The sequence below is a fragment of the Chitinivorax sp. PXF-14 genome (assembly GCF_040812015.1).
Lineage (GTDB): Bacteria > Pseudomonadota > Gammaproteobacteria > Burkholderiales > SCOH01 > JBFNXJ01.
In genome coordinates this window covers 272915-293506 of sequence record NZ_JBFNXJ010000001.1, presented here as the reverse complement: position 1 = coordinate 293506, position 20592 = coordinate 272915, and the positions used below count along the sequence as shown (strand labels likewise).

At 61.8% G+C, this 20592-nt stretch carries 21 protein-coding genes; 5 read left to right on the top strand and 16 right to left on the bottom strand.

Annotation, left to right across the window (positions count from 1 at the left end; all coding sequences use genetic code 11):
* Positions 1-44: 44 nt before the first annotated feature.
* A complete protein-coding gene (gene gpmI / locus ABWL39_RS01370; RefSeq protein ID WP_367786465.1) occupies positions 45-1568 on the bottom strand; it encodes a 2,3-bisphosphoglycerate-independent phosphoglycerate mutase in 1524 nt (507 codons plus the stop codon).
* Positions 1531-1749, bottom strand: a complete 219-nt coding sequence (locus tag ABWL39_RS01365; RefSeq protein WP_367786464.1) for a hypothetical protein — start codon at positions 1747-1749, stop codon at positions 1531-1533. Before ABWL39_RS01365 ends, gpmI begins: the two co-directional genes overlap by 38 nt.
* A gap of 84 nt (positions 1750-1833) precedes the next feature.
* Between ABWL39_RS01365 and ABWL39_RS01360 the strand changes: the two genes are divergently transcribed.
* The 3 genes from ABWL39_RS01360 (at position 1834) to ABWL39_RS01350 (ending at position 7338) form a co-directional block, all read left to right on the top strand.
* A complete protein-coding gene (locus ABWL39_RS01360; protein WP_367786462.1) occupies positions 1834-2151 on the top strand; it encodes an ArsR/SmtB family transcription factor in 318 nt (105 codons plus the stop codon).
* 184 nt (positions 2152-2335) lie between these two features.
* Positions 2336-5143, top strand: a complete 2808-nt coding sequence (locus ABWL39_RS01355; RefSeq protein WP_367786460.1) for a PAS domain S-box protein — start codon at positions 2336-2338, stop codon at positions 5141-5143.
* Positions 5140-7338 (top strand): EAL domain-containing protein, encoded by a 2199-nt coding sequence (locus ABWL39_RS01350; protein WP_367786458.1) that lies wholly within the window; start codon positions 5140-5142, stop codon positions 7336-7338. The genes ABWL39_RS01355 and ABWL39_RS01350 overlap by 4 nt, the downstream gene beginning before the upstream one ends.
* Before the next feature lie 6 nt (positions 7339-7344).
* Here the strand turns inward: ABWL39_RS01350 and ABWL39_RS01345 are convergent, their stop codons facing one another.
* On the bottom strand, positions 7345-7572 hold the full coding sequence (locus ABWL39_RS01345; protein ID WP_367786457.1) for a sulfurtransferase TusA family protein: 228 nt from the start codon (positions 7570-7572) through the stop codon (positions 7345-7347).
* A gap of 87 nt (positions 7573-7659) precedes the next feature.
* Between ABWL39_RS01345 and ABWL39_RS01340 the strand changes: the two genes are divergently transcribed.
* Positions 7660-8433, top strand: coding sequence for an NRDE family protein (locus tag ABWL39_RS01340; RefSeq protein ID WP_367786456.1), 774 nt, complete (start codon positions 7660-7662; stop codon positions 8431-8433).
* A 2-nt stretch (positions 8434-8435) separates the two neighbouring features.
* Here ABWL39_RS01340 and ABWL39_RS01335 read toward each other — a convergent pair whose 3' ends face one another.
* The 9 genes from ABWL39_RS01335 to ABWL39_RS01295 form a co-directional block, all read right to left on the bottom strand.
* Positions 8436-8873, bottom strand: a complete 438-nt coding sequence (locus ABWL39_RS01335) for a DUF3617 domain-containing protein (protein WP_367786454.1) — start codon at positions 8871-8873, stop codon at positions 8436-8438.
* A 108-nt stretch (positions 8874-8981) separates the two neighbouring features.
* Positions 8982-9410: a DUF3617 domain-containing protein gene (locus ABWL39_RS01330; protein WP_367786452.1), complete on the bottom strand. Its 429-nt coding sequence runs from the start codon at positions 9408-9410 to the stop codon at positions 8982-8984.
* Between the two features lie 11 nt (positions 9411-9421).
* Positions 9422-10543 (bottom strand): glutamate 5-kinase, encoded by a 1122-nt coding sequence (gene proB, locus ABWL39_RS01325; protein WP_367786450.1) that lies wholly within the window; start codon positions 10541-10543, stop codon positions 9422-9424.
* Positions 10544-10846: 303 nt separating this feature from the next.
* Positions 10847-11281 carry a metalloregulator ArsR/SmtB family transcription factor gene (locus ABWL39_RS01320; protein ID WP_367786448.1) on the bottom strand — a complete coding sequence of 145 codons (435 nt, stop codon included), beginning with the start codon at positions 11279-11281 and terminating at the stop codon, positions 10847-10849.
* Between the two features lie 45 nt (positions 11282-11326).
* Positions 11327-11947 carry a hypothetical protein gene (locus ABWL39_RS01315; protein ID WP_367786446.1) on the bottom strand — a complete coding sequence of 207 codons (621 nt, stop codon included), beginning with the start codon at positions 11945-11947 and terminating at the stop codon, positions 11327-11329.
* 73 nt (positions 11948-12020) lie between these two features.
* Positions 12021-12374 carry a hypothetical protein gene (locus ABWL39_RS01310; RefSeq protein WP_367786444.1) on the bottom strand — a complete coding sequence of 118 codons (354 nt, stop codon included), beginning with the start codon at positions 12372-12374 and terminating at the stop codon, positions 12021-12023.
* A gap of 266 nt (positions 12375-12640) precedes the next feature.
* Positions 12641-13990 carry a sigma 54-interacting transcriptional regulator gene (locus ABWL39_RS01305; protein WP_367786442.1) on the bottom strand — a complete coding sequence of 450 codons (1350 nt, stop codon included), beginning with the start codon at positions 13988-13990 and terminating at the stop codon, positions 12641-12643.
* Complete coding sequence (locus tag ABWL39_RS01300) at positions 13977-14489, bottom strand: hypothetical protein (RefSeq protein ID WP_367786440.1); 513 nt, start codon at positions 14487-14489, stop codon at positions 13977-13979. Before ABWL39_RS01300 ends, ABWL39_RS01305 begins: the two co-directional genes overlap by 14 nt.
* Before the next feature lie 53 nt (positions 14490-14542).
* The gene (locus ABWL39_RS01295) at positions 14543-15985 is read right to left on the bottom strand and encodes an ATP-binding protein (protein ID WP_367786438.1); all 1443 of its coding nucleotides are present in this window, start codon (positions 15983-15985) and stop codon (positions 14543-14545) included.
* Positions 15986-16182: 197 nt separating this feature from the next.
* Here ABWL39_RS01295 and yegQ point away from each other — a divergent pair, with 197 nt between their 5' ends.
* A complete protein-coding gene (yegQ, locus tag ABWL39_RS01290) occupies positions 16183-17535 on the top strand; it encodes a tRNA 5-hydroxyuridine modification protein YegQ (protein WP_367786436.1) in 1353 nt (450 codons plus the stop codon).
* Between the two features lie 188 nt (positions 17536-17723).
* Here the strand turns inward: yegQ and ABWL39_RS01285 are convergent, their stop codons facing one another.
* The 4 genes from ABWL39_RS01285 to ABWL39_RS01270 all read right to left on the bottom strand — a co-directional run bounded on the left by ABWL39_RS01285 (position 17724) and on the right by ABWL39_RS01270 (position 20590).
* Positions 17724-17927: a cold-shock protein gene (locus tag ABWL39_RS01285; RefSeq protein WP_367786434.1), complete on the bottom strand. Its 204-nt coding sequence runs from the start codon at positions 17925-17927 to the stop codon at positions 17724-17726.
* Positions 17928-18092: 165 nt separating this feature from the next.
* The gene (locus tag ABWL39_RS01280) at positions 18093-18701 is read right to left on the bottom strand and encodes an SCO family protein (protein ID WP_367786432.1); all 609 of its coding nucleotides are present in this window, start codon (positions 18699-18701) and stop codon (positions 18093-18095) included.
* Between the two features lie 9 nt (positions 18702-18710).
* Entirely contained in the window at positions 18711-19604 is an 894-nt protein-coding gene (gene cyoE, locus ABWL39_RS01275; protein ID WP_367786430.1) for a heme o synthase, read from the bottom strand.
* On the bottom strand, positions 19589-20590 hold the full coding sequence (locus ABWL39_RS01270) for a heme A synthase (RefSeq protein WP_367786428.1): 1002 nt from the start codon (positions 20588-20590) through the stop codon (positions 19589-19591). The genes cyoE and ABWL39_RS01270 overlap by 16 nt, the downstream gene beginning before the upstream one ends.
* Between the last annotated feature and the right edge of the window lie 2 nt (positions 20591-20592).

The window sequence follows — 20592 nt, the reverse complement described above, 5'->3', positions numbered from 1 at the left end:
CGCTGCCAGAAGCAGCGCCATTGCGGCATGAAGCGAGAGTGATTTCACGCGAATCGGATCAATGAATGGCCCGTCATTTCCACCGGCTGCTCGACCCCCATCATGGCCAACAGCGTGGGCGCTACGTCCTGCAACGCCCCCGTGTCGGCCAGTGTTGCCGGACGCCCGACATAAAGGAAGGGCACAAGGTTGGTCGTATGCTGGGTGTGCACCTGGCCACTGTCGTCATCGTGCATCATTTCGGCATTGCCGTGATCGGCGGTGATCAACACTTCCGCGCCGACTTCCTGGGCCGCTGCCACGACACGGCCCACACACTGGTCCAGCGCCTCGATGGCCTGCCTGGCCGCATCGAAATTGCCGGTGTGGCCCACCATGTCGCCATTTGCGTAGTTGCACATGATGCATGCGTACTGCTTGCTTCTGATGGCCTCGACCAGCCTGGCGGTCACCTCGGGTGCGCTCATTTCGGGCTGCAGGTCATAGGTTGCGACCTTGGGCGACGGCACCAGGATGCGGTCCTCCCCCGGGAAGGGCTGCTCTTCGCCACCGCTGAAGAAGTAAGTCACATGTGGATACTTTTCGGTTTCGGCGATACGCAACTGCTTGAGACCGAGCTTGCCGAGGTATTCGCCCAGCGTGTTGCTGAAGCGCTGCGGCGGGAAGGCGACCGGATTGGCATACGCCTCGCCATAGCTCGACATCGACGCGAAATAGGCAAGCTTGGGTTGAACCTTGCGCGCGAAGCCGTCGAAATGAGGCCACGCCAGCGCCTGGGTCAATTGACGCGCGCGGTCCGCACGGAAATTGACGAACACGGCCGTATCGCCATCCTTGATCGGTGCCGGGGCACCAATCACCGTCGTCTTGACGAATTCATCGCTCTCGCCGCGCGCATAGGCCGCAGCCAAGCCCGCCTGGGCATCCGGCGCACTGAATTCTGCCACGCCCTGCGTCAGCATGTCATACACCGGCTCGACGCGTTCCCAGCGCTTGTCGCGGTCCATGGCGAAATAGCGCCCGACCAGCGTGGCGATGCGTGCGCCCGGAGTGGCGTCGCATTGCGCCTGCAAGCGGGCCAGGTAGGTTTCGGCGCTCTTTGGTGGTGTATCGCGGCCATCCAGAAAAGCATGGACGGCGATGCTGCCCACCCCCTGCTCGTGCGCCAATTTCAACAACGCGAAGATGTGCGCCTCGTGGCTATGCACGCCGCCGTCCGACACCAGGCCAAGAATGTGCAGCGTGCCCTGCCGGGCTTTCTGCGCTGCGTCGAGCAGCGTAGGGTTGCGGAAGAATGCACCGGTCTCGATATCGTAGTCGATGCGCGAAATGTCCTGGCGAATCACGCGCCCCGCCCCGATGTTCAGATGCCCCACCTCGGAATTGCCGAACTGATGAGCGGGCAGGCCGACAAACTGTTCGGAGGCATTGATGGTGGTGTATGGGTATGTCTTTGTCAGACGATCCCAGTTGGGCTTGTTGGCATGCAAAATGGCATTATCATCACCTTCGAGGCGATGGCCAAAGCCATCAAGAATAAGCAGGATAGCGGGTTTTACGGCAGGCATGGCGGCGGCTGTCTTTTACGAAATGAAAATCGTGTGCTATTTTAGCAGCGTTTGAGTTGATCCCCATTCGTAAATGCACCAAGCGGTGCGTCGTGCGAGTGGTTGACGGATAACCGGGCTCGTATCCGTTACCTGGCGTTTTATATTTTCGTATGCCAAGTGGATTTAGCTTGAACGCCATTTTTTTTCCTGCTACCATTAGAATATTCTAATACCAGTTCCGCTTCTCAGTGAGATTTATTCAGTGGGGAAACTCGAGTCGATCATGAAACAAGATGCTGCTGATTTGATGGTGATGGACGAGCAAATCGAGCAGGCATCGCGTGCGATGAAAGCCATGTCGCATCCGATTCGCCTGAAGATTCTTTATGTGCTCGGCGACAAGGAAGTCAGTGTGCAGGATATTGTCGATCAGGTCGGCACATCTCAGAGCAATATCTCACAACACCTGGCCATCATGCGGGACAAGGGCGTGCTGCGCACGCGCAAGGATGCCAACCGCGTGTTCTACCGGGTCGGCGATGCCCGCACGTTGGAAGTGATCGGCATGATCCACGACGTGTTCTGCGGCTTCACCAAATAACCCCGGGTTGTGCAGGGCTGGCGCCGAGCCCCCTTGTACCTTCGGCGGATTGAAGACAGGCCTGCATTGCAGGCCTGTTTGCATTGCCCGCCGTATTCCGTCGAAAATGGGCTCGGCGGCTTTCAGTCCAGCCGGCCTCCGCCTATATTCAAGCTATCGCAACGATGCAGATGGTGAACCCCTAGTGTATGACCACCTGGACCGGGCGCAGCTGATTGCACGCCTGACCCAAGCCGAGGCAGAGCTGGCCTCATTGCGAACGACAGCACGTGGCTATGGCGCCGCGCTCGATACCTTGGAGCAAGGGGTATTCATACACGCGCCGGACGGCACGCTCGTCGACTGCAACGAGCACGCTTGCACACAGCTTAATCTGCCGCGCAACAGCGTGATCGGCATGAATGGCGCGGCGATCATACGGGCCCTCAGTGCCTCGCAGGCGCCGGACGAGGGCGAGAACCCCATCGACCTGGCGATACGCACCCACCAGCCAATCCACCACCCGCTGCAGGCAGTCTTGCCGTGTGCCGGCCACCCCGCCCCATCGTCGCTGTGCGCCATTCCGCTGCTGCACGAGGATGGCACGGTCGAGGCCATTGCCTTGACCCTTGCTCCGGCCACCGAGCCACGCTTTGATGCCCTGCTGACGAATCTGGACTGTATCGCCGTCCAGGGCTATGACGAAGACCGCCGCGTCATCTACTGGAATCGTGCCAGCGAGCAGCGGTATGGCTATCAAAGGGACGAGGCCTGCGGCCGCCGGATTGACGAGCTGCTGCTCAGACCCGATGACCACGCCGATTTTGTCGAGGACTTTGCCGAGCAGCTGGCCAGGCCGGGCCAGCCCAGCGACGCCACTACCCTGCTTAGACACAAGGATGGCAAGCTGCTCGAGGTTTTCTCGTCGCAGGTGAGCGTTGCCCTGCCCGACGGGCGCCGCGAGCTGTTCCGCTTCGATCTCGATCAATCCGAGATACAGGATCTCAGGCAGGAGTTGGCGCATTATTACGCCCGGCTGCGCGCCATCACCGAGGCCTCGGCACTCGGCATCATCGGCACGGACAACGACGGCATCGTCAACTACGCAAATGTGACCTTCCAGCGGCTGACCGGCCGCTCCGCCGGCGAGCTGCTTGGCCGCCCCTGGCATGCCGATCTGTACCTGAACGACCTGCCCGTCGCACTCGAGGCCTGGACAATCGCACTCGGGCAAAACAGTCACGCCGGCATCGAGGTGCGCTACCTCAAGCCGGACAATACCTCATGCTGGCTGCGCTTCAACACCGGCCAGCTCAACGAGGACGGCAGGCTCGCCGGCCTCATCGCGACGGTTGAAGACATCACCTCACGCAAGCTCATCGAGCAGGCGCTGCAAGAAAGCGTCGAGAAATTCGAGACCGCATTCCGGCTGATGCCGGACCTGATCATCCTCACGGACATCGCCACCGGCACGGTGCTCGACGTCAACCAGCAGATACTCCCGATGGCAGGATATCGGCGCGACGAAGTCGTCGGGCAGACGACCATGGCGCTCGGCTTGTGGGGCAACGCCGACGACCGGCTGCAGTTGTTGCAGGACTTGCAGCATCAGCGCGAGGTCCGCGCGCGCGAACTGCCGCTATGCCGCAAGGACGGCCAGATTTCCTGGATTGAGTTTTCCGCCTCGATCAGCCAGATGGGCGGCCGCCAGACCTTGATTTCCGTCTTGCGCGACATCAGCGACAGACGGCAGATGGAGGCCGAGCTGAGAGATAGCCAGGAGCGCTTCGCCAAGGTGTTCGAGCTGATCCCGGAGCTGATCACGTTCACCGACCTGCAGACCGGCACCTTCATCGACACCAATCTGCAGCTGGAGCCGCTGCTCGGCTACACCGCCGACCAGATCAAGGGCAAAACGGCGCTGGGCCTTGGCATCTGGGTCAATGTCGAGCAGCGCCAGGAGCTGATCGAGCTGATGCGCAGCCGCCGCGAGGCCAGGCTGATGGAGGTGCAGTTGCGCCGCAAGGATGGCCGCATCATCTGGTGCGAGCTATCTGCCGTACCCTGCGAACAAGGTGGCCGGCGGCTGATGATGGCCGTCATGCGGGACATCACCGAACGCCGCGAGATCCAGCACGAGCTGCGCGAGCTGACCATCCGACTGGAGCAACGCGTGACGGAACGCACGCGCGAGCTGCAAAGCGCGATGGAGTCCTTGCAGAAGGCGCAGGATGACCTGATCCATTCGGAGAAGCTGGCGTCGCTCGGCTCACTGGTGGCGGGGGTGGCGCACGAATTGAACACGCCGATCGGCAACTCGGTGACCGTGGCGACGACGCTGCACGAGAAAACGCGCCTGCTGAGCACCGAGCTGGCCGGCGGCACGCTGAAGCGCTCCAGCCTGCAAGGCTATGTCGACACGGCCAATACCGCCGTCGACCTGCTCATGCGCAACCTGGAGTCGGCGCGGGAACTGATCGCCAGCTTCAAGCAGGTGGCGGTCGACCAAACCAGCGAGAAGCGCCGTCGCTTCGACCTGCGGGAGGTGATCGAAGAGGTCATGGTCACCATCGCACCTCGCTTCAAGAACAGCCCGCACCGCATGGCGCTCGATTTGCAGCCGCACATCGAGATGGACAGTTTTCCCGGCCCGCTGGGTCAGGTGCTGACCAATCTGGTCAACAATGCGCTGGTGCACGCCTTCGAACATCGAGAACATGGACAAGTACTGATACACGCGCAACAATCAGGGACACAGGCCATTGTCGTGATTCGCGACGATGGGGCCGGCATTCCGGCCGATCACCTGAACAAAATCTGGGACCCATTCTTCACGACCAAGCTCGGCCGCGGTGGTAGCGGGCTGGGGCTGAACATCGTGCACGGAATCGTCACCCGGATATTGGGCGGCAAAATAGCCGTCGCCACCAAAATTGGAGAGGGAACGACATTCACGCTGAGCCTGCCGCTGTGCGCGCCAGACTCGACGGAAGTCGCCACATCAGCCGAATGAGCGATACGCCCCAACACGACCACCTCGAATTCGCGGAGGAGCTGGAGCCCCCCCAGGCGGACAACCGTCCGCATTGGCTGGTCTTGATCGTCGACGACGACAAGGAAGTGCATCAGGTCACCACCTTCGCGCTGCGCGACGCCATCATCCTGCAGCGGCGCCTGACCTTCCTCCACGCCTACTCGGCAGCCGAGGCGCAGCGCCTGCTGGCCAGCCACCAGGATATTGCCGTGGTACTGCTCGATGTCGTCATGGAGAAGGAAGACGCCGGCCTCAACCTGGTGCGGGTAATCCGCGAAGAGCTCAAGCTCAGCGAGGTGCGCATCGTGCTGCGCACCGGCCAGCCGGGCTACGCCCCCGAGCTGTCGGCTATCCGCGACTATGACATCAACGATTACAAGACCAAGTCGGAACTGACGCTGACGCGGCTGATGACGACGATGACCACGGCGATCCGCTCCTACGACCAGCTACGCACGATCGCAGCGGGACGGCGCGGGCTCGACCTGATCGTGCATGCCGCACCGGACATGTTCGCCCGCCACCGCCTGGATGGCTTTGCCGACGCCGTGCTGCAGCACCTGATCAAGCTGCTCGGGAGCAGTGGCAACGGGCTGGCCTGCATCCAGATGGGGTCGGAGCCGTGCTATGTCGCCGCGGCAGTCGGCACCTTTGCCTCGATCACCGGCTACCCGCTCTGCGCGCTGCAGGACGCAGCGGCCCACAGCCGTATCGAGCATAGCCTGCACACCGGCACGCACCAGGACAGCCCAGGCGCGCTGACGCTGTACTTCCGTACCCGTGCGGCGGTATCCCTAGTGCTGGACGTGCCGACCGCCACGCATCTGGGTGGGGTCGATAGGCAATTGCTCGAGGTATTTGGCACCAATATCTCGGTCGGCCTGGAGAGCGTCGGCCTGTTGCAGCAGCTCAACCAGTTTGCCTTCTCCGATACATTGTGCCATTTGCCCAACCGCGCCCGCCTGGTCCAGCTGATCGATGAGCTGCGCGCATCGGGTGAGCGCGGCTATACCCTGGCACTGGTCGATATCGACCATTTCTCCGAGTTCAACGATGCACTCGGCCATGAAAACGGCGACCTGCTGCTGCGTGCCGTATCCGAGCGCTTGCGCCAGGGCTTGCCGCCACAGGCCACGCTGGCACGCGTCACCGGCGACACTTTCGGCATCCTCGCGCCGGACGCGGAGATCGCCCCCGAGCGCATGCTTGGCCTGTTCGACCGTCCATTCACCGTCAACCAGTACTCGCTGCGCGTGCGCGGCACCATCGGCCTGGTGCGCCTGGGCATCATCGACGGCAGCGGCCTGACCGCCCACAAATGCGCGAGTATTGCGCTCAACCGCGCCAAGAACGACCAACGCGGCCGCTTCTGCTACTACACCGAACAGATGGAGCAGGACACGCAGCGGCGGCTGATCATGCTGCACGACCTGCGCGAAGCGATCGAGGCACAGCGGCTGCAACTGCATTACCAGCCGCAGGTCAACCTGGCGACCGGCGAGCCGCTCGGCGCCGAGGCGCTGCTGCGTTGGCCCACAGCCAATGGCTTCATCCCGCCCGACCAGTTCATTCCGCTGGCGGAATACTCCGGCCTCATCATCGAGCTTGGCACCTGGGTACTGCGCACGGCGTGCCACGAGGTGCTGCGCTGGCAGGCCCAGGGCCATGCCGACCTGCGCATCGCCGTCAACGTATCGATGGTGCAGTTCCAGAATCCGGATTTCGTAGCGACAGTCGACACGGTGCTGCGCGAGACCGGCATCCCGCCCGGCAATCTCGAGCTGGAGATCACCGAATCGGTTGCGATGCTGGGCGCCGTAGCCATGGAGAACACCTTGCGCATGCTTAAGGCGCTGGGGGTGACGGTCGCCATCGACGACTTCGGCACCGGCTTCTCTTCGCTCTCTTATCTGCAGCGGCTGCCGATCGACCGGCTCAAGATCGACCGCGCCTTTGTGCGCGAGCTCGGCAAGGGAACCCGCACCAGCATCGCCGACATGATCGTGCAGCTCGGCCAGGAGCTTGGCCTGACCGTCATTGCGGAAGGCGTGGAGACCACGGAGCAGCAGGCCGAGTTGAACAAGCTCGGCTGTCAGGAAGGGCAAGGCTACCTGTTCGGCAAGCCGCAGCCCGGCGCCGACTTCCTTGCGTGGCTGGCGCGGGCGAAAGCTTGATGCGCCCTATTTGCGCTGCATCACAAAGATGAACTTGCCGCCCTCCGCCTCCGACGACAGCAGGGCATTGCCGGTCTGGCGCGAGAACGCCTCGAAATCCTTGGGCGTGGCCGGGTCGGTCGCAGTGATTTTCAGAACCTGCCCACTCTGCAGCTCGGCGAGCGCCTTCTTGGTGCGCAACACCGGCAGCGGGCAGTTAAGGCCAGAAAGGTCGATTTCCTTGTCGATTTGCATTGCCATGCTCCCACACATCAAAGCGCCCCAATCTAAGCCAGGCCTGCATGCGACGCAAGCCCACAGGCCACGTCGGGGGCACGCACCATGTGCCTGATCGCCTTCTGCTACCGTACCGAGCCCAGTTTCCGGCTCACCCTGCTGGCCAACCGCGACGAATTCTATGCGCGCGAGACCTTGCCCGCGGCATGGTGGGATGAGCAGCCCAAGCTACTGGCAGGCCGCGATCTACGTGGCGGCGGCAGCTGGCTCGGCGTCACCCGCGACGGACGTTTCGCAGCACTGACCAATTATCGCGATCCGCGCCAGCAGCGCCCCGATGCGCCATCGCGTGGCGCGCTGGTGGCCGCTTTCCTGGCCGGCACGATGGCGCCGGCAGCCTACCTCCAGGCACTCGGGGAGCGCAGTCGCGACTACAACGGCTTCAACCTGATCGTGGGTGATCGGCAGTCGCTGTACTATCTGTCGAACGTCAGCGGCGCGATCGAGCGTATCCCCGCTGGCGTGCATGCCCTGTCCAACCATGTGCTCAATACGCCGTGGCCCAAGGTGGAGCGCCTCAAAGCCGCACTGGCCGGGGCAGGGCCGCAGCACGACAGCGATGCCCTGCTCGATCTGCTGCTTGACGACAGCCTGCCACCGGACAAGCAGCTGCCCGACACCGGCGTCGGCATCGAGTGGGAACGCAGGCTGGGCAGCATCTTCATCGCCTCCCCCAGCTATGGCACGCGCGCCTCTACCCTGCTCTGCCTCGACGACGTGCAATGCGAATTCGTCGAACGCAGCTTCGGCGCCGAGGGCGCAAGCCTCGGTACGCGCAGCTATCGCTTTACCGTGGACGACGGCGAGTCCAGGGCCTGAGGCTATTTCCTGCAGTCACCGAGGCGCTGCGCCGAGAACTCCTGCGTCATCACCGTCGTTTTACCCTTGCGGTCGACCATTTCCATCCGGCTCTTGCCGTCGTAGCGCGTGCTCTCATAGTGGATATCGCCGGTCATGGTTGCCCGGTGGTCCCCCGTGCACACCATTTTGTAATGCAGCTTGGCGCTGTTCATGCTGCGTTCGGCAAACTCGCAATGCTGCTGGCCTTTGTCGCGCGGCGCTTGCGGCAGGGTCTTGTCGCCCCTGGCGATGTCGTCCTTGTTCAGGCACATGGACAGGGTATGCGGCGGCATGTTCGCGGGCATGCCCTCCATCTGCATCCGGGTGGTGATCTGCCACTGGCCCTCCTGCAGATTGGGCGGTGCCGCCAGCAGGGTGGCCGGGGCCAACAGGCAGGCAATTGCGGTCAGGTGGCGCATATGAACTCCTCGGGGATCGGCATCATGATCGAATTAAAGCAGCTCACGCCAAAAAGCCAATGAAAAACGGGCCGCAGAAGCGGCCCGTCCTGGCTCATACCCGATACCTTATTTGCAGGCACCAACACGCTTGCCGGTGAAGGTCTGGGTCAGGTGCTTCTGGTAGGTGTTGGAATCCAGCAGGGACTTGGTGCTGCCGCTCAGGGATGCACCAGCCAGCTGCACCTCGCCCTCCCCCTTGACCTGGGGATAGCCGCTGCAGGCAAGCGAGAACGAAGTGTGGCTGCCGTTCACCTTCTGGTTCGACAGCTCGCAGCTATCGGGCGTCGCGCCCGGGACCAGCGGCACGACCTTGAGCAGGTTGGCGGCGTCGGCCTTATCGATGCATTTCGACAGCTTGAGAGAATGCTGCGGCGGCGGCAGGCCCTCCATCTCGTTCTTCACGGAGAACTCCCATTGCCCGGCATCGATGCCGGCGGAAAAAGCGACGGGAGAAACAGCCAGGGTCAGCCACAGCAAGGTACGGGACAGCATCATATAGCCTTTCATCAAATCACCACCAGATTGTCGCGATGGATCAGTTCGGGCTCGTCGACATAGCCGAGCACGCCCTCAATTTGCTTGCTGGACAGACGCATGATCTTGCGCGCCTCGTTCGCAGTGTAGTTGACGAGCCCGCGTGCGACCTCTTCCCCTTCGAAGGTGACGCAGCTGACGACCTCGCCACGCAGGAAATCGCCGATGACGTCCACCACCCCCACCGGCAGCAGACTCGAGCCTTGTTCACGCAGCACCCGCGCCGCGCCGTCGTCGACGACGAGACGGCCGCGCACCTGCAGGTGGTCGGCCAGCCACTGCTTGCGCGCGGCCAAGGGTGTGGTTGCCGCGATCAATTGCGTGCCGATGCCCTCGCCCGCCGCCAGGCGGGACAGCACGTCGGCCTCCCTGCCCGAGGCAATCACCGTATGCGCACCGCTGCGGGCGGCCCGCTTGGCCGCGATGATCTTGGTCAGCATGCCGCCAGTGCCCACGGCTGAGCCGGCACCACCGGCCATTGCCTCCAGCTCCGGTGTGCCGGCGTGGGCCTCGTGCACGAATTGCGCATCCGGGTGCTTGCGCGGGTCAGCGGTATACAGGCCACGCTGATCGGTAAGGATGATCAGCGCATCGGCCTCGATCAGGTTGGTGACCAACGCCCCCAGGGTATCGTTGTCGCCAAACTTGATTTCGGCGGTCACCACTGTATCGTTCTCGTTGATGATAGGGATCACGCCGAGGCTGAGCAGTGTCAGCAGCGTCGAGCGAGCATTGAGATAGCGCGTCCGGTCGGCCAGGTCTTCATGGGTCAGCAGGATCTGCGCCGTGCGCAGGCCATGTTCCCTGAAACAGGATTCGTAAGCCTGCACCAACCCCATCTGCCCGACGGCAGCGGCGGCCTGCAGCTCGTGCAAGGCCTTGGGGCGGTTCTTCCAGCCCAAGCGCTGCAAGCCCTCTGCGATCGCGCCGCTGGATACCAGCACCACCGATTTGCCGGCGCGGTTGAGTGCAGCGATCTCGGCCGCCCACCGTTTCAGCGCCTCGTGGTCCAGGCCCCGCCCCTCGTTGGTCACAAGGCTGCTGCCTACTTTGACGACGAGCCGCGAGCTGTCGGCGATAACGGAACGGTGCATGGAAGATGCTTCGGCTGACATGACGAAAGCCTTGGATTATAGGCCCAGTCGCCATGCCGGAAAAGGGAAGCGGCCCGCAAGGGGCCGCCTGTTCTGGGATAGCGTGCAGAATTCAACGGTGAACCGCCAGCGCCATCGATCGTGGCGCTGTCAGGCAACACCGCTACGCGTATACGTCATGGTGACAGGCCGGGTACTCTAGCCCCGTGCGAGCACCATGCATCGCCACCATGCGCAACGGCTACACGCTTGTCGTGCAGGCGATACGTTTGCCGGCCGCGCCGGCAAACGCCCCACCCCGCATCAGCGTACCAGACGTACGCCGGCGTCGAATACCGGTGCAGTTGCCAGACGTGGCTGCAGCGGCGTTGCGCCGGGAGCAGCGGCACCCGGGCGAGCTTCGCGTACCGGACGGTCGGGCATCGACAGCAGGCGATTGCGGTCGCGCACCAGCAGCTGGGTCGATTCGCCGGCCTGTGCCATCAGCTGCACGATCTTGAATGCCCATGCCGGAAGCTGCGGGTTGATGCGGTAGTACATCCACACACCATCGCGACGCACCGACAGCAACTTGGACTGGCGCATCTTGGCCAGATGGCGCGACACCTTGGGCTGCGCGCAATCGACGGCATGACACAACTCGCATACGGACAACTCGTCTTCGGTCATCAGCAGGGACAACATGCGGCGGCGGGTTTCGTCCGACAGCACATTGAAGAAATCGGTATCAGTAATCATATCGGGGCTCACTTCCTTACCAAGTGGTTATAAACAATCTTCACTTCATATCGAAACGACCAAACCACCGTCGTCATCAAAGTAAGGCAACCTGGGGGGCTGACTTACATCAATTCTGCGCATCAGCCGCCCGGTGGAGTCGTGCTGGACAAGCTGATGCTTCTCAAAACAATATTCGGCATTCGTCGGGTCATCCCACACCGACTCCACCTGCTTCGACGGCCCGCCGAAAAAGGCCGGGCACCACACCCCTTCTGCTGGGACCGCCGATGTCTCGTCAAGTTGCCTGAGCTTGCTTGACGGCAAGTCATCGTAAACACGCAAACGCAAGGCGAAGCCGGCGTCTTGAGCCCACCGCTTGAGCGCCGCCAAGGTCAGCAGCAATTGCAGGTGCAACTGCTCTGCCGCGGCCCGCGGGTGCCGGGAAATCCGGTACAGATGGCTCTTCAACTGCTCGCAGTACGGGTTCATCAACAATACGCGCAGTTCTCGGGCACCAGCCTGATCCAGCCTCAGCTCATCGAGTTCCGGCCCACTGCCGCCAACCACATAGAGTATTTCACCAGTCTCGGATATCAGGGTGTCGCGACGCTCGCGATACCGGTATCCGCTCTGTCCTGGCACCGGAAAAAAGTCGGTGCGTTTAGTCCAATTACTTTCTGCCACTTGTCACCCATCCACGTTCTTGACCGGCTCACCCATTCCAAACAGCCAGTCGAAATTCAGAAGATGTAGGTTGTTATTTTTTTGTCCAACTATCGTCCGCGCCAACTACAGCAAACCCACCGCCAGGCATGGCGGAAGGATCAATCGGTATCGTCTTGTCCTTGCGTGCCGGCTTGCTCACACTCGGCACCACAGGCGCCGGCGCCTTGTCGGCCGGCTCGACGACAACATCCGCCAACTCGGCTGGCGGTACGACATCATTAGACGCAGCCAACTTCACGGCATCATGGTCTGACTCTTGATCGGCAAACGCCACCTGTGCCGGCTTGTATTCCACCGTTTCGTAAGCCGACAGCACATTGAGGCCGATCATGGCCACACCCGCCGTCAGACTGAAGGTATACAGCAGCGTATCAAAGCGTTTCATGATAAGAACCTGACCGCTCGGCCAAACACCAGCAGGCCGGGCTCATGACTAGAGACAGGAGATATTCAGCAATAGTCGTGCCATGCAAGCAATATTCTTTTTATTCAAGATATTGCAGCAACATATTAAGGTTAATTCAAAAGAAACTGTCGCCAGTTGGCGACAGAAATAAGGAGGGAATATTAAATCACTTAAATATCAATAAGTTACACTGTCGTCGATTGACGACAATCTTATCGAAACAAGCTAAGCAACTGTTTATTTAGTTAATTCTGTGGTTTGAACTGGGTCGGATCGAGGTGATGGCGCTCCAGCAGCTTGTAAAATTCAGTGCGATTGCGCTTGGCCAGGCGTGCAGCCTGCGTGACATTGCCTTCGGCGATCTTCAGTATCTGCACCAGATAATCCCGTTCAAAGCCACGGCGGGCTTCTTCGAACGAGGCAATGCCATCGCCCTGCTGGCTCAGCACCATCTGTACCAGCCCAGCCGGCACCAGCGGCGTCGTCGACAGCGCCACGATCTGCTCGACGATATTCTGCAGCTGCCGCACATTGCCGGGCCAGGCCGACGCCAGCAGCAACTCGGTGGCATCAGGAGAGAAACCGCTCAGGGTCTTGCGATATTTGCCCGCCAGCTGGCGCAGGAAGTGCCCCGCGAGCAAGGGGATATCCTCACGCCGCTTATCCAGCGGCGGCAGGCTCAGCGACACGACGTTGAGCCGGTAGTAGAGATCTTCCCGAAACCGCCCCTCGCTGATGGCTACCGCCAGATCGCGATGGGTGGCCGAGATCACGCGCACATCGATATCGACCAGCTTTGTCGCACCGACCGGCCGCACCTGCCTGTCCTGCAGCACGCGCAGCAGCTTGACCTGCAGGGCAAGCGGCATGTCGCCGATTTCGTCGAGGAAGAGCGACCCGCCGTTTGCCGCCTTGAACAGCCCGTCATGATCCCGTTGTGCACCGGTAAACGAGCCCTTGATGTGGCCAAACAGCTCGGACTCCAGCAGGTGCTCCGGGATCGCACCGCAATTGATCGCCACGAAGGGTTTATCGCGACGACCACTGGCCTGGTGAATCGCCCGCGCCAGCAGCTCCTTGCCGGTGCCGCTGTCACCCTGCACCAGCACGCTGGCATCGCCCTGCGCCACCATATTGGCCTTGGTCAGGGTTTCCCGCATTTGCGGGTTGCGGGTCAGGATGCCGTCGGTGGCATGGGTATCGGCATCCACCACATCGGTCGCGGCGGCAACCCGCAGTGCAGCCGCCACCTCTTCGAGCAGCGTCTTACCTTCAACCGGCTTGGCCAGATAGCCGAACACGCCCCGCCGTGTCGCTGCAACCGCGTCGGGGATCGAGCCATGCGCGGTCAGGATGATGACCGGCAGGCCCTGATGGCTGCGATGCACGATGTCGAACAGGGCCATGCCGTCCATGCCCTCCATGCGCAAATCGGTCACGATCAGATGCGGGCGACTCACGGCCAGGCGCGATAGGGCAGCCTCTGCGCTGGCCACCGCATCAACCTCATAGCCTGCACTCGTCAGCCGCAGCGCGAGCAAACGCAGCAGGTCGGCATCGTCGTCAACGATCAGGATTCGCTTACTTGTTGGCATCCAGCGGCCTCGCCTTGATTCGTCTCACCCGCAGCTCCATTGCCTTGAGCGCTTCAAGCTTGGCCTGCAGATCGATCAGCTTCTGCTGCAAGTCATCGCCACGCTTCTGCTCGTCACGCAGTTTCTGCCCGTCCTGCTCGATCAGATCCTCGTCGCGCTTGATCTCGACAGCCAGGCCCAGCAACAGGCCGGCGAAAGCACGGCGAGCCGGGTCATCGCTGCGCGCTTCCTTCTGCGCCGACTCGAGCAGGCCGATCGCCTTATCCAGATCACGCCCCTTGCCCGTCGCCGCGAGATACAGGAAGGCAAGACGCATGCGATTGCTTTCGCTGCGCTCCTTCTGATAGGCAAGCCGCGCGCTCTCCAGTTCCCGCGAGACTTCAGCGGCGGACATCTTGCGTGTCTTCTCCTGGAACAGGAGCCAGTCTTCCACCTCGCTGCGCACCGCCGCCGTGCTGGCGGGTGGGCAGGGTACCGGTGGCTCAGGCCTGACCGGCATTTGTTCACATCCGGCGAGCAACATCAGGACGCTCGCCGCCAACCATAACGATCTCATGTTTCATCAGTCCAATAACGGCATGGCAGCCTCACGCAAAAGTGGGCGCCACGTGCGCTCTCCAGCACGGCAACCGTGCCATCGAGCGCGTGTACGAATTCCGCGACAATCGCCAAACCCAGGCCGGTGCTTGCCACCGGCCCTTGCTCCGGCGCGCCGCGGTGAAAGAAGCGTTCGAAAATACGCATCCTGTCGGCGGGAGGGACACCCGGCCCGTCGTCTATCACATCGATCGTCAGCGTATCCTCTCGCCTCGCCAGCGCCAGGTGTATCTTGCCCTTGTGCGGCGAATACTTGATGGCGTTGGACAGGAGGTTGTCGAGAATCACTCGCAACTTGTCGGCATCCGTCTCGACGATGAGCCTGGGGCACTCCAGCTCGATATCCAATGCCTTGTTGAGCGCCTGCATCTGCTGCGCTGCCACCGTCTTGCGGGCGATTGGCTTGAGCGGCACCAGCTCGTATTTGACCTGCCGCGCCTGCGCCTGCAGGGCGCTGTACTGAAGCAGCTCGTCAATCAGGCGGTGCAGCTTGATTGCATTCTGTTGCAGGATCAGTGCCACCTCCTGCTGCGTGGCTGACAGTTGCCCAAGCGAGCCATCGGCCAGCAGATCGGCCCCCTCCCGCAAGGCCGACAGGGGTGTCTTGAGGTCGTGCGACACCTGCTGCAGGAAGCGCATCTTCTGCTCTTCGACCTCGCGCAACTGCCTCCGCAGCCAATCCAGCCGCTCGCCGAGCATGCGCATGTCCTCGGGACCATCGACCTCGATTTCCGTACGCCAATCACCGGAGCCAAGCTGCCGGATCACCGCCTCGATCTGCCGGATGGGGCGTGCCAGCATCATGGCAAAGCCGACGATGACAGCAAGCGCCATGGGAAACAACATCCACAGCCGTTTGAGCACGATGTCGCGGGAATGTGCAGCCATGTCCCGCATCGATTCGACTTCGTGCTCGATCAGCGCATCGCTCTCACCCAATACCACCGACACCGCATCATCGAGCTCGACGAAACGATCCAATATTTCCGTAAGCCGATCTGCCGATTCAAGATTCTCGGTGATCTGCACGTTCAGCGCCTTCTCGCGCGCGCCCAGGTCACGCAGGCGCGCGGCCAGGTCCGGGTAAGGCTTCTGCTTGACCAGCTGCTGCAGCGTCTGGCCAAACTCGGCATGCGCCGCACGGTATGCGTCCAGAAACTCGGCATCGCCAAGAATCACGTACTGGCGGACGCCGCGCTCCATGCTGGCCAGGCTCTCCGCCAGCAGGCGCGTGCCACGCGCATATTGCGCGGCATGATGGACGGCGCGCTCGCTGTACTTCGCCAGGCGATCGATCGACAGCGCACTGGTAAACAGCGCCAACGCAAGCGGCAGCCCGACCAGCGTAAAGCCGATGAGCACAAGCTTGATGAAGGACTTCGGATACCGGAGTTGCATGCCATTCAGGTAATGGAGTTTAGCCCGCCATCATATGGCATCTGCCATACCATCGCCAGCCGACGACTATGGACCTGCCAGCAATTATCCGCGCACCCGCGAAAAAACCCACTCACCAGACGAGAATAATTTTATTTATCAAGCAGTTAATTGGGCGTATAATTTTGGCCCTTCCGAGCCAATTCGCCCAAATTTCCATGTTGAAAGCCCCTGAACTCCTCCTCCCTGCCGGCACGCTCGACAAGATGCGCGCCGCCTTCGACTACGGCGCCGACGCGGTGTATGCCGGGCAGCCACGTTACAGCCTGCGTGCGCGCAACAACGAGTTCAAGCTGGAGCAGATCAAGCAGGGGATCGACGAGGCGCATGCCCGCGGCAAACTGTTCTTCGTAGCCAGCAACATCCTGCCGCACAATGCCAAGGTCAAGACCTACCTCGACGACATGGCGCCGGTCATCGAGATGAAGCCGGACGCGCTGATCATGGCCGACCCGGGCCTGATCGCCATGGTGCGCGAAAAGTGGCCCGAGGTGCCGGTACACCTGTCGGTGCAGGCCAGCACCACAAACTACGCCGCAGTGAAGTTCTGGAAATCGCTGGGGCTGACGCGCATCATCCTGTCGCGCGAGCTAAGCCTCGACGAAGTCGAGGAAATCCGCCAGGAATGCCCGGACATGGAGCTCGAGGTCTTCGTCCACGGTGCGCTGTGCATCGCCTATTCGGGCCGCTGCCTGCTGTCGGGCTATTTCAACCACCGCGACCCAAACCAGGGCACCTGCACCAACTCCTGCCGTTGGGACTACAAGGTACAGAACGCGGAGGAAACAGACGGCGGCGACTATGAAGTCGTCAAGTTCGACTTCAACCAGGCCATGGATGACGCCAATCGCAGCTTCGCCGCCATGGGCGAACAGCAGCGCCACCCACTGGCCGACCGTGTCTACCTGATCGAGCAGGTCAATCGCCCCGGCGAATTACTGCCCGTCATGGAAGACGAGCACGGCACCTATATCATGAACTCGAAAGACCTGCGGGCAGTCGAGCATGTCGAGCGCCTCGTCAGGATCGGCGTCGATTCGCTCAAGATCGAAGGGCGCACCAAGTCGCTGTACTACGTTGCGCGCACCGCCCAGGTCTATCGCCAGGCGATCGACGATGCCGTCGCCGGCCGTCCATTCAACCCCGCCCTGCTCTCGGACCTGGAAAGCCTGGCCAATCGCGGCTACACCGATGGTTTCTACGAACGCCATCACACGCAGGATTATCAGAACTACATCAAGGGCCATTCGGAAGCCCATCGCAGTCAGTATGTGGGCGAGGTGATCGGCATCGACCCGGTAAGCGGCTGGGCCGAGATCGACGTCAAGAACCGTTTCCAGATCGGTGACAAGCTCGAGATCATCCACCCGGCGGGTAATCGCACGGTCGAACTGACGCAGATGAAAACCCGCGAGGGGCTTGATCTGAACGTCGCGAGCGGCAATGGCTATATCGTCCGAGTGCCACTGGGCGAGAACGTGGAAAAGGCTCTGCTGGCCCGATTCCTCTAAGCAGCCGGTTCACGGCCTGCCACGAGCCAGGCACCGCAGCGGATCAGCCCCAGCCCTAGGTAGCAAGGCTGGCGCCGCCCAAGCAAAAGCCCCATGTGATACAGGCACATGGGGCTTTTTTTAACTCAGCTCAAGCCAACAAAAAAGCCCGTCTTGCGACGGGCTTTTCTTGAACTATTCGAACTGAATTAAGCAGCCTGAATGTTCGATGCTTGCTTGCCCTTCGGGCCTTGAGTGATCTCGAAGGAAACCTTCTGACCTTCCTTCAAGGACTTGAAGCCCTGCATGTTGATAGCAGAGAAGTGAGCAAACAGGTCTTCACCACCACCATCAGGAGTAATGAAGCCGAAGCCCTTAGCATCGTTGAACCACTTTACAGTACCAGTCGCCATTGCGAATCTCCAAAAAGTACAAAGTTTCGTAAAACACTACGGTTTTAGCTTCAAGACCGCATTGGCGTAACCGGCACTGCAGAACGCTTGAATCCAAATACCAGCCGTATTTGTACGCTGATGGGGTAGCCCCGTCAAGCTATTTATGACGTGATTTTCCGCCAGTCAGCGCGGGCCTTGGAGCAGCAGGCGAATATCGTGCTCCATCACCTTGGCTCCAGCCCCATAACTGACGAACAGGCGCAGCCTGCCTTGCCGGTCGAACAGGTAAGTCCCCGCGCTGTGATCGACCGTATATCCCCCGCCTTCGCCGCCCACTTTCTGCGCGACGATCTTGAATGCCTTCTGCGCTTCGGCCAATTGCGCCGCGGTGCCCGACAGACCGAGAAAGGTCGGATTGAATGCCGGCACATACTTGGACAGGACATCGGGCGTGTCGCGCCCGGGGTCGACCGTCACGAACAGCACCTGTACGTCCCGCGCCTGTGGGCCGAGCTTGCCGAGTGCGATCTTGAGCTCGGTCATCGTAGTCGGACAGGCGTCGGGGCAATGGGTATAGCCAAAGAACAGCGCCACGACCTTGCCTTTGAAATCCGCCATCGAGCGCGGCTTGCCGGTGTGGTCGGTGAGATGGAAATCCGTACCGAAATCAGCACCGGTGATATCGGTTGCCTGGAACGGCTCGGCGGGCGGCGCGGGCGAGCGGTCGCAGCCAGCCACAGACAATGCCGCCGCGATCAACGCGGCGGAAAGAAAGGAAACAGGAATACGCATGCTGCAAGCTTACCAGCTTAGCCGCCAGTAATGGTCGACCATCAGCGCCGAGAACAGCAGGCTCAGGTACAGAATCGAATAGCGAAACGCGCTGCGGGCCAGCTGATCGCTGTACTGGGTGTAGATACGCCACGCGTAGGCCAGGAAGACCGCATCGAGCACGAGCGCTGACAGCAGGTAGATGCCGCCGCACATGCCGGTCGCCACCGGCAGCAGCGTCACCCCCGTCAGGATGATGGTGTAGAGCAATACGTGCAGTCTGGTGAAGTCGTCGCCATGGGTCACCGGCAGCATGGGCAGGCCGGCCTTGGCATATTCCTGTTTGCGGTACAGGGCCAGCGCCCAGAAATGCGGCGGCGTCCAGGCGAAGATGATCAGGAACAGCAGCAGTGCATCGTGCGACACCTGGCCGGACATCGCCACCCAGCCGAGCACGGGCGGCATGGCGCCCGATGCGCCGCCAATCACGATGTTCTGCGGCGTCGCGGGCTTGAGCAGGACGGTATAGATGATCGCGTAACCGACAAAGGTGGCGAGCGTCAGCCACATCGTCAGCGGGTTGACCAGGGCATACAGCAACCACAGGCCGACACCACCGATGGTGCCGGCAAACGTCAGCGTCTGGGTGTTGCTCAGCTGGCCACGCGGCAGCGGGCGCGCGCGCGTCCTGGCCATCACGGCATCGATGCGTTGCTCGACCAGGCAGTTGATGGCGGCCGCGGCACCGGCCACCAGTGCGATACCAGCCGTGGCTGCCAGCATCGGCACCAGTGGCGGCATCCCCGCCTGGGCCAGGAACATGCCGATCATTGCGCAGAAAACGATCAGCGATACCACGCGTGGTTTGGTCAATGCCAGGAACTCGCGAACGTGCGTTCGCGGCAAGCTCAGCGTAGCGGCCATGTGTCTCCCCTTGCTCCCAATCGATAGTTGACGACCACGAGGCTGACGAGGAGCAGCGCCGCCCCGGCGTTGTGCGCCACGGCCACCGGCAAGGGCAGCTGCAGCATGATGTTGGCGATACCGAGCGTCAGCTGTACGGCCAGCGCGGCAAGTACCAGCACGCCAAACGGCCTGAGCCCGTCGTGTCGCCACAGCAACAGGCCGAGCCCGCCGACCACCAGCGTAGTCACCGCGGCGCCGACACGATGCACCCAGTGGATCGCGGTCAGGTTTTCCAGGCTCAGCAAGGCGCCATCCGGCGTCATGCCGAGCTCCCGCACGATATGAAAGGCGTCGTGAAACTGCATGTCCGGGACCCAGGCGCGGTGGCATTGCGGAAAATCGGCGCAGGCCAGCGCCGCATAGTTGGTGCTGACCCAGCCGCCGAGCGCGATCTGCGCAAACAGCACCAGCAGCGTCAGCAACGCCCAGGGCCGCAGCCTCGGCGCCAGCGGGCGTGGCGAGGGGAACAGCTGGCGCAGCGCCAGCCATGTCAGCAAGGCAAGGATGCTCATCCCGCCCAACAGGTGGGCGGTGACGATGGCCGGCTTGAGCAGTAACGTGACCGTCCACATGCCGAGCAGCCCTTGCAGCACCACAATGCCGACCAGCATGGACGGCAGCAGCGGTGACTGCCGCACGGCATTACGCCGGGCCAGTGCCAGGGCGGCGATGCTGACGATCAGCAGCCCCAGCGTGCTGGCGAAATAGCGGTGGATCATCTCCTTCCACGCCTTGGGCGCCGACACCGGCCCGTGTGGATTGTCGGCCAGCGCGGCGGCGATCTCCTGATGGGCGTGGGCGGGCGACAGCTTGCCATAGCAGCCGGGCCAGTCCGGACAGCCCAGGCCCGCATCGGACAAGCGCACGTAGGCCCCCAGCACGACGACGCCGAATGTCAGCAGTGCCGCCAGGAAAATCAGTCTGCGATACCAGTTGCTGATCATGG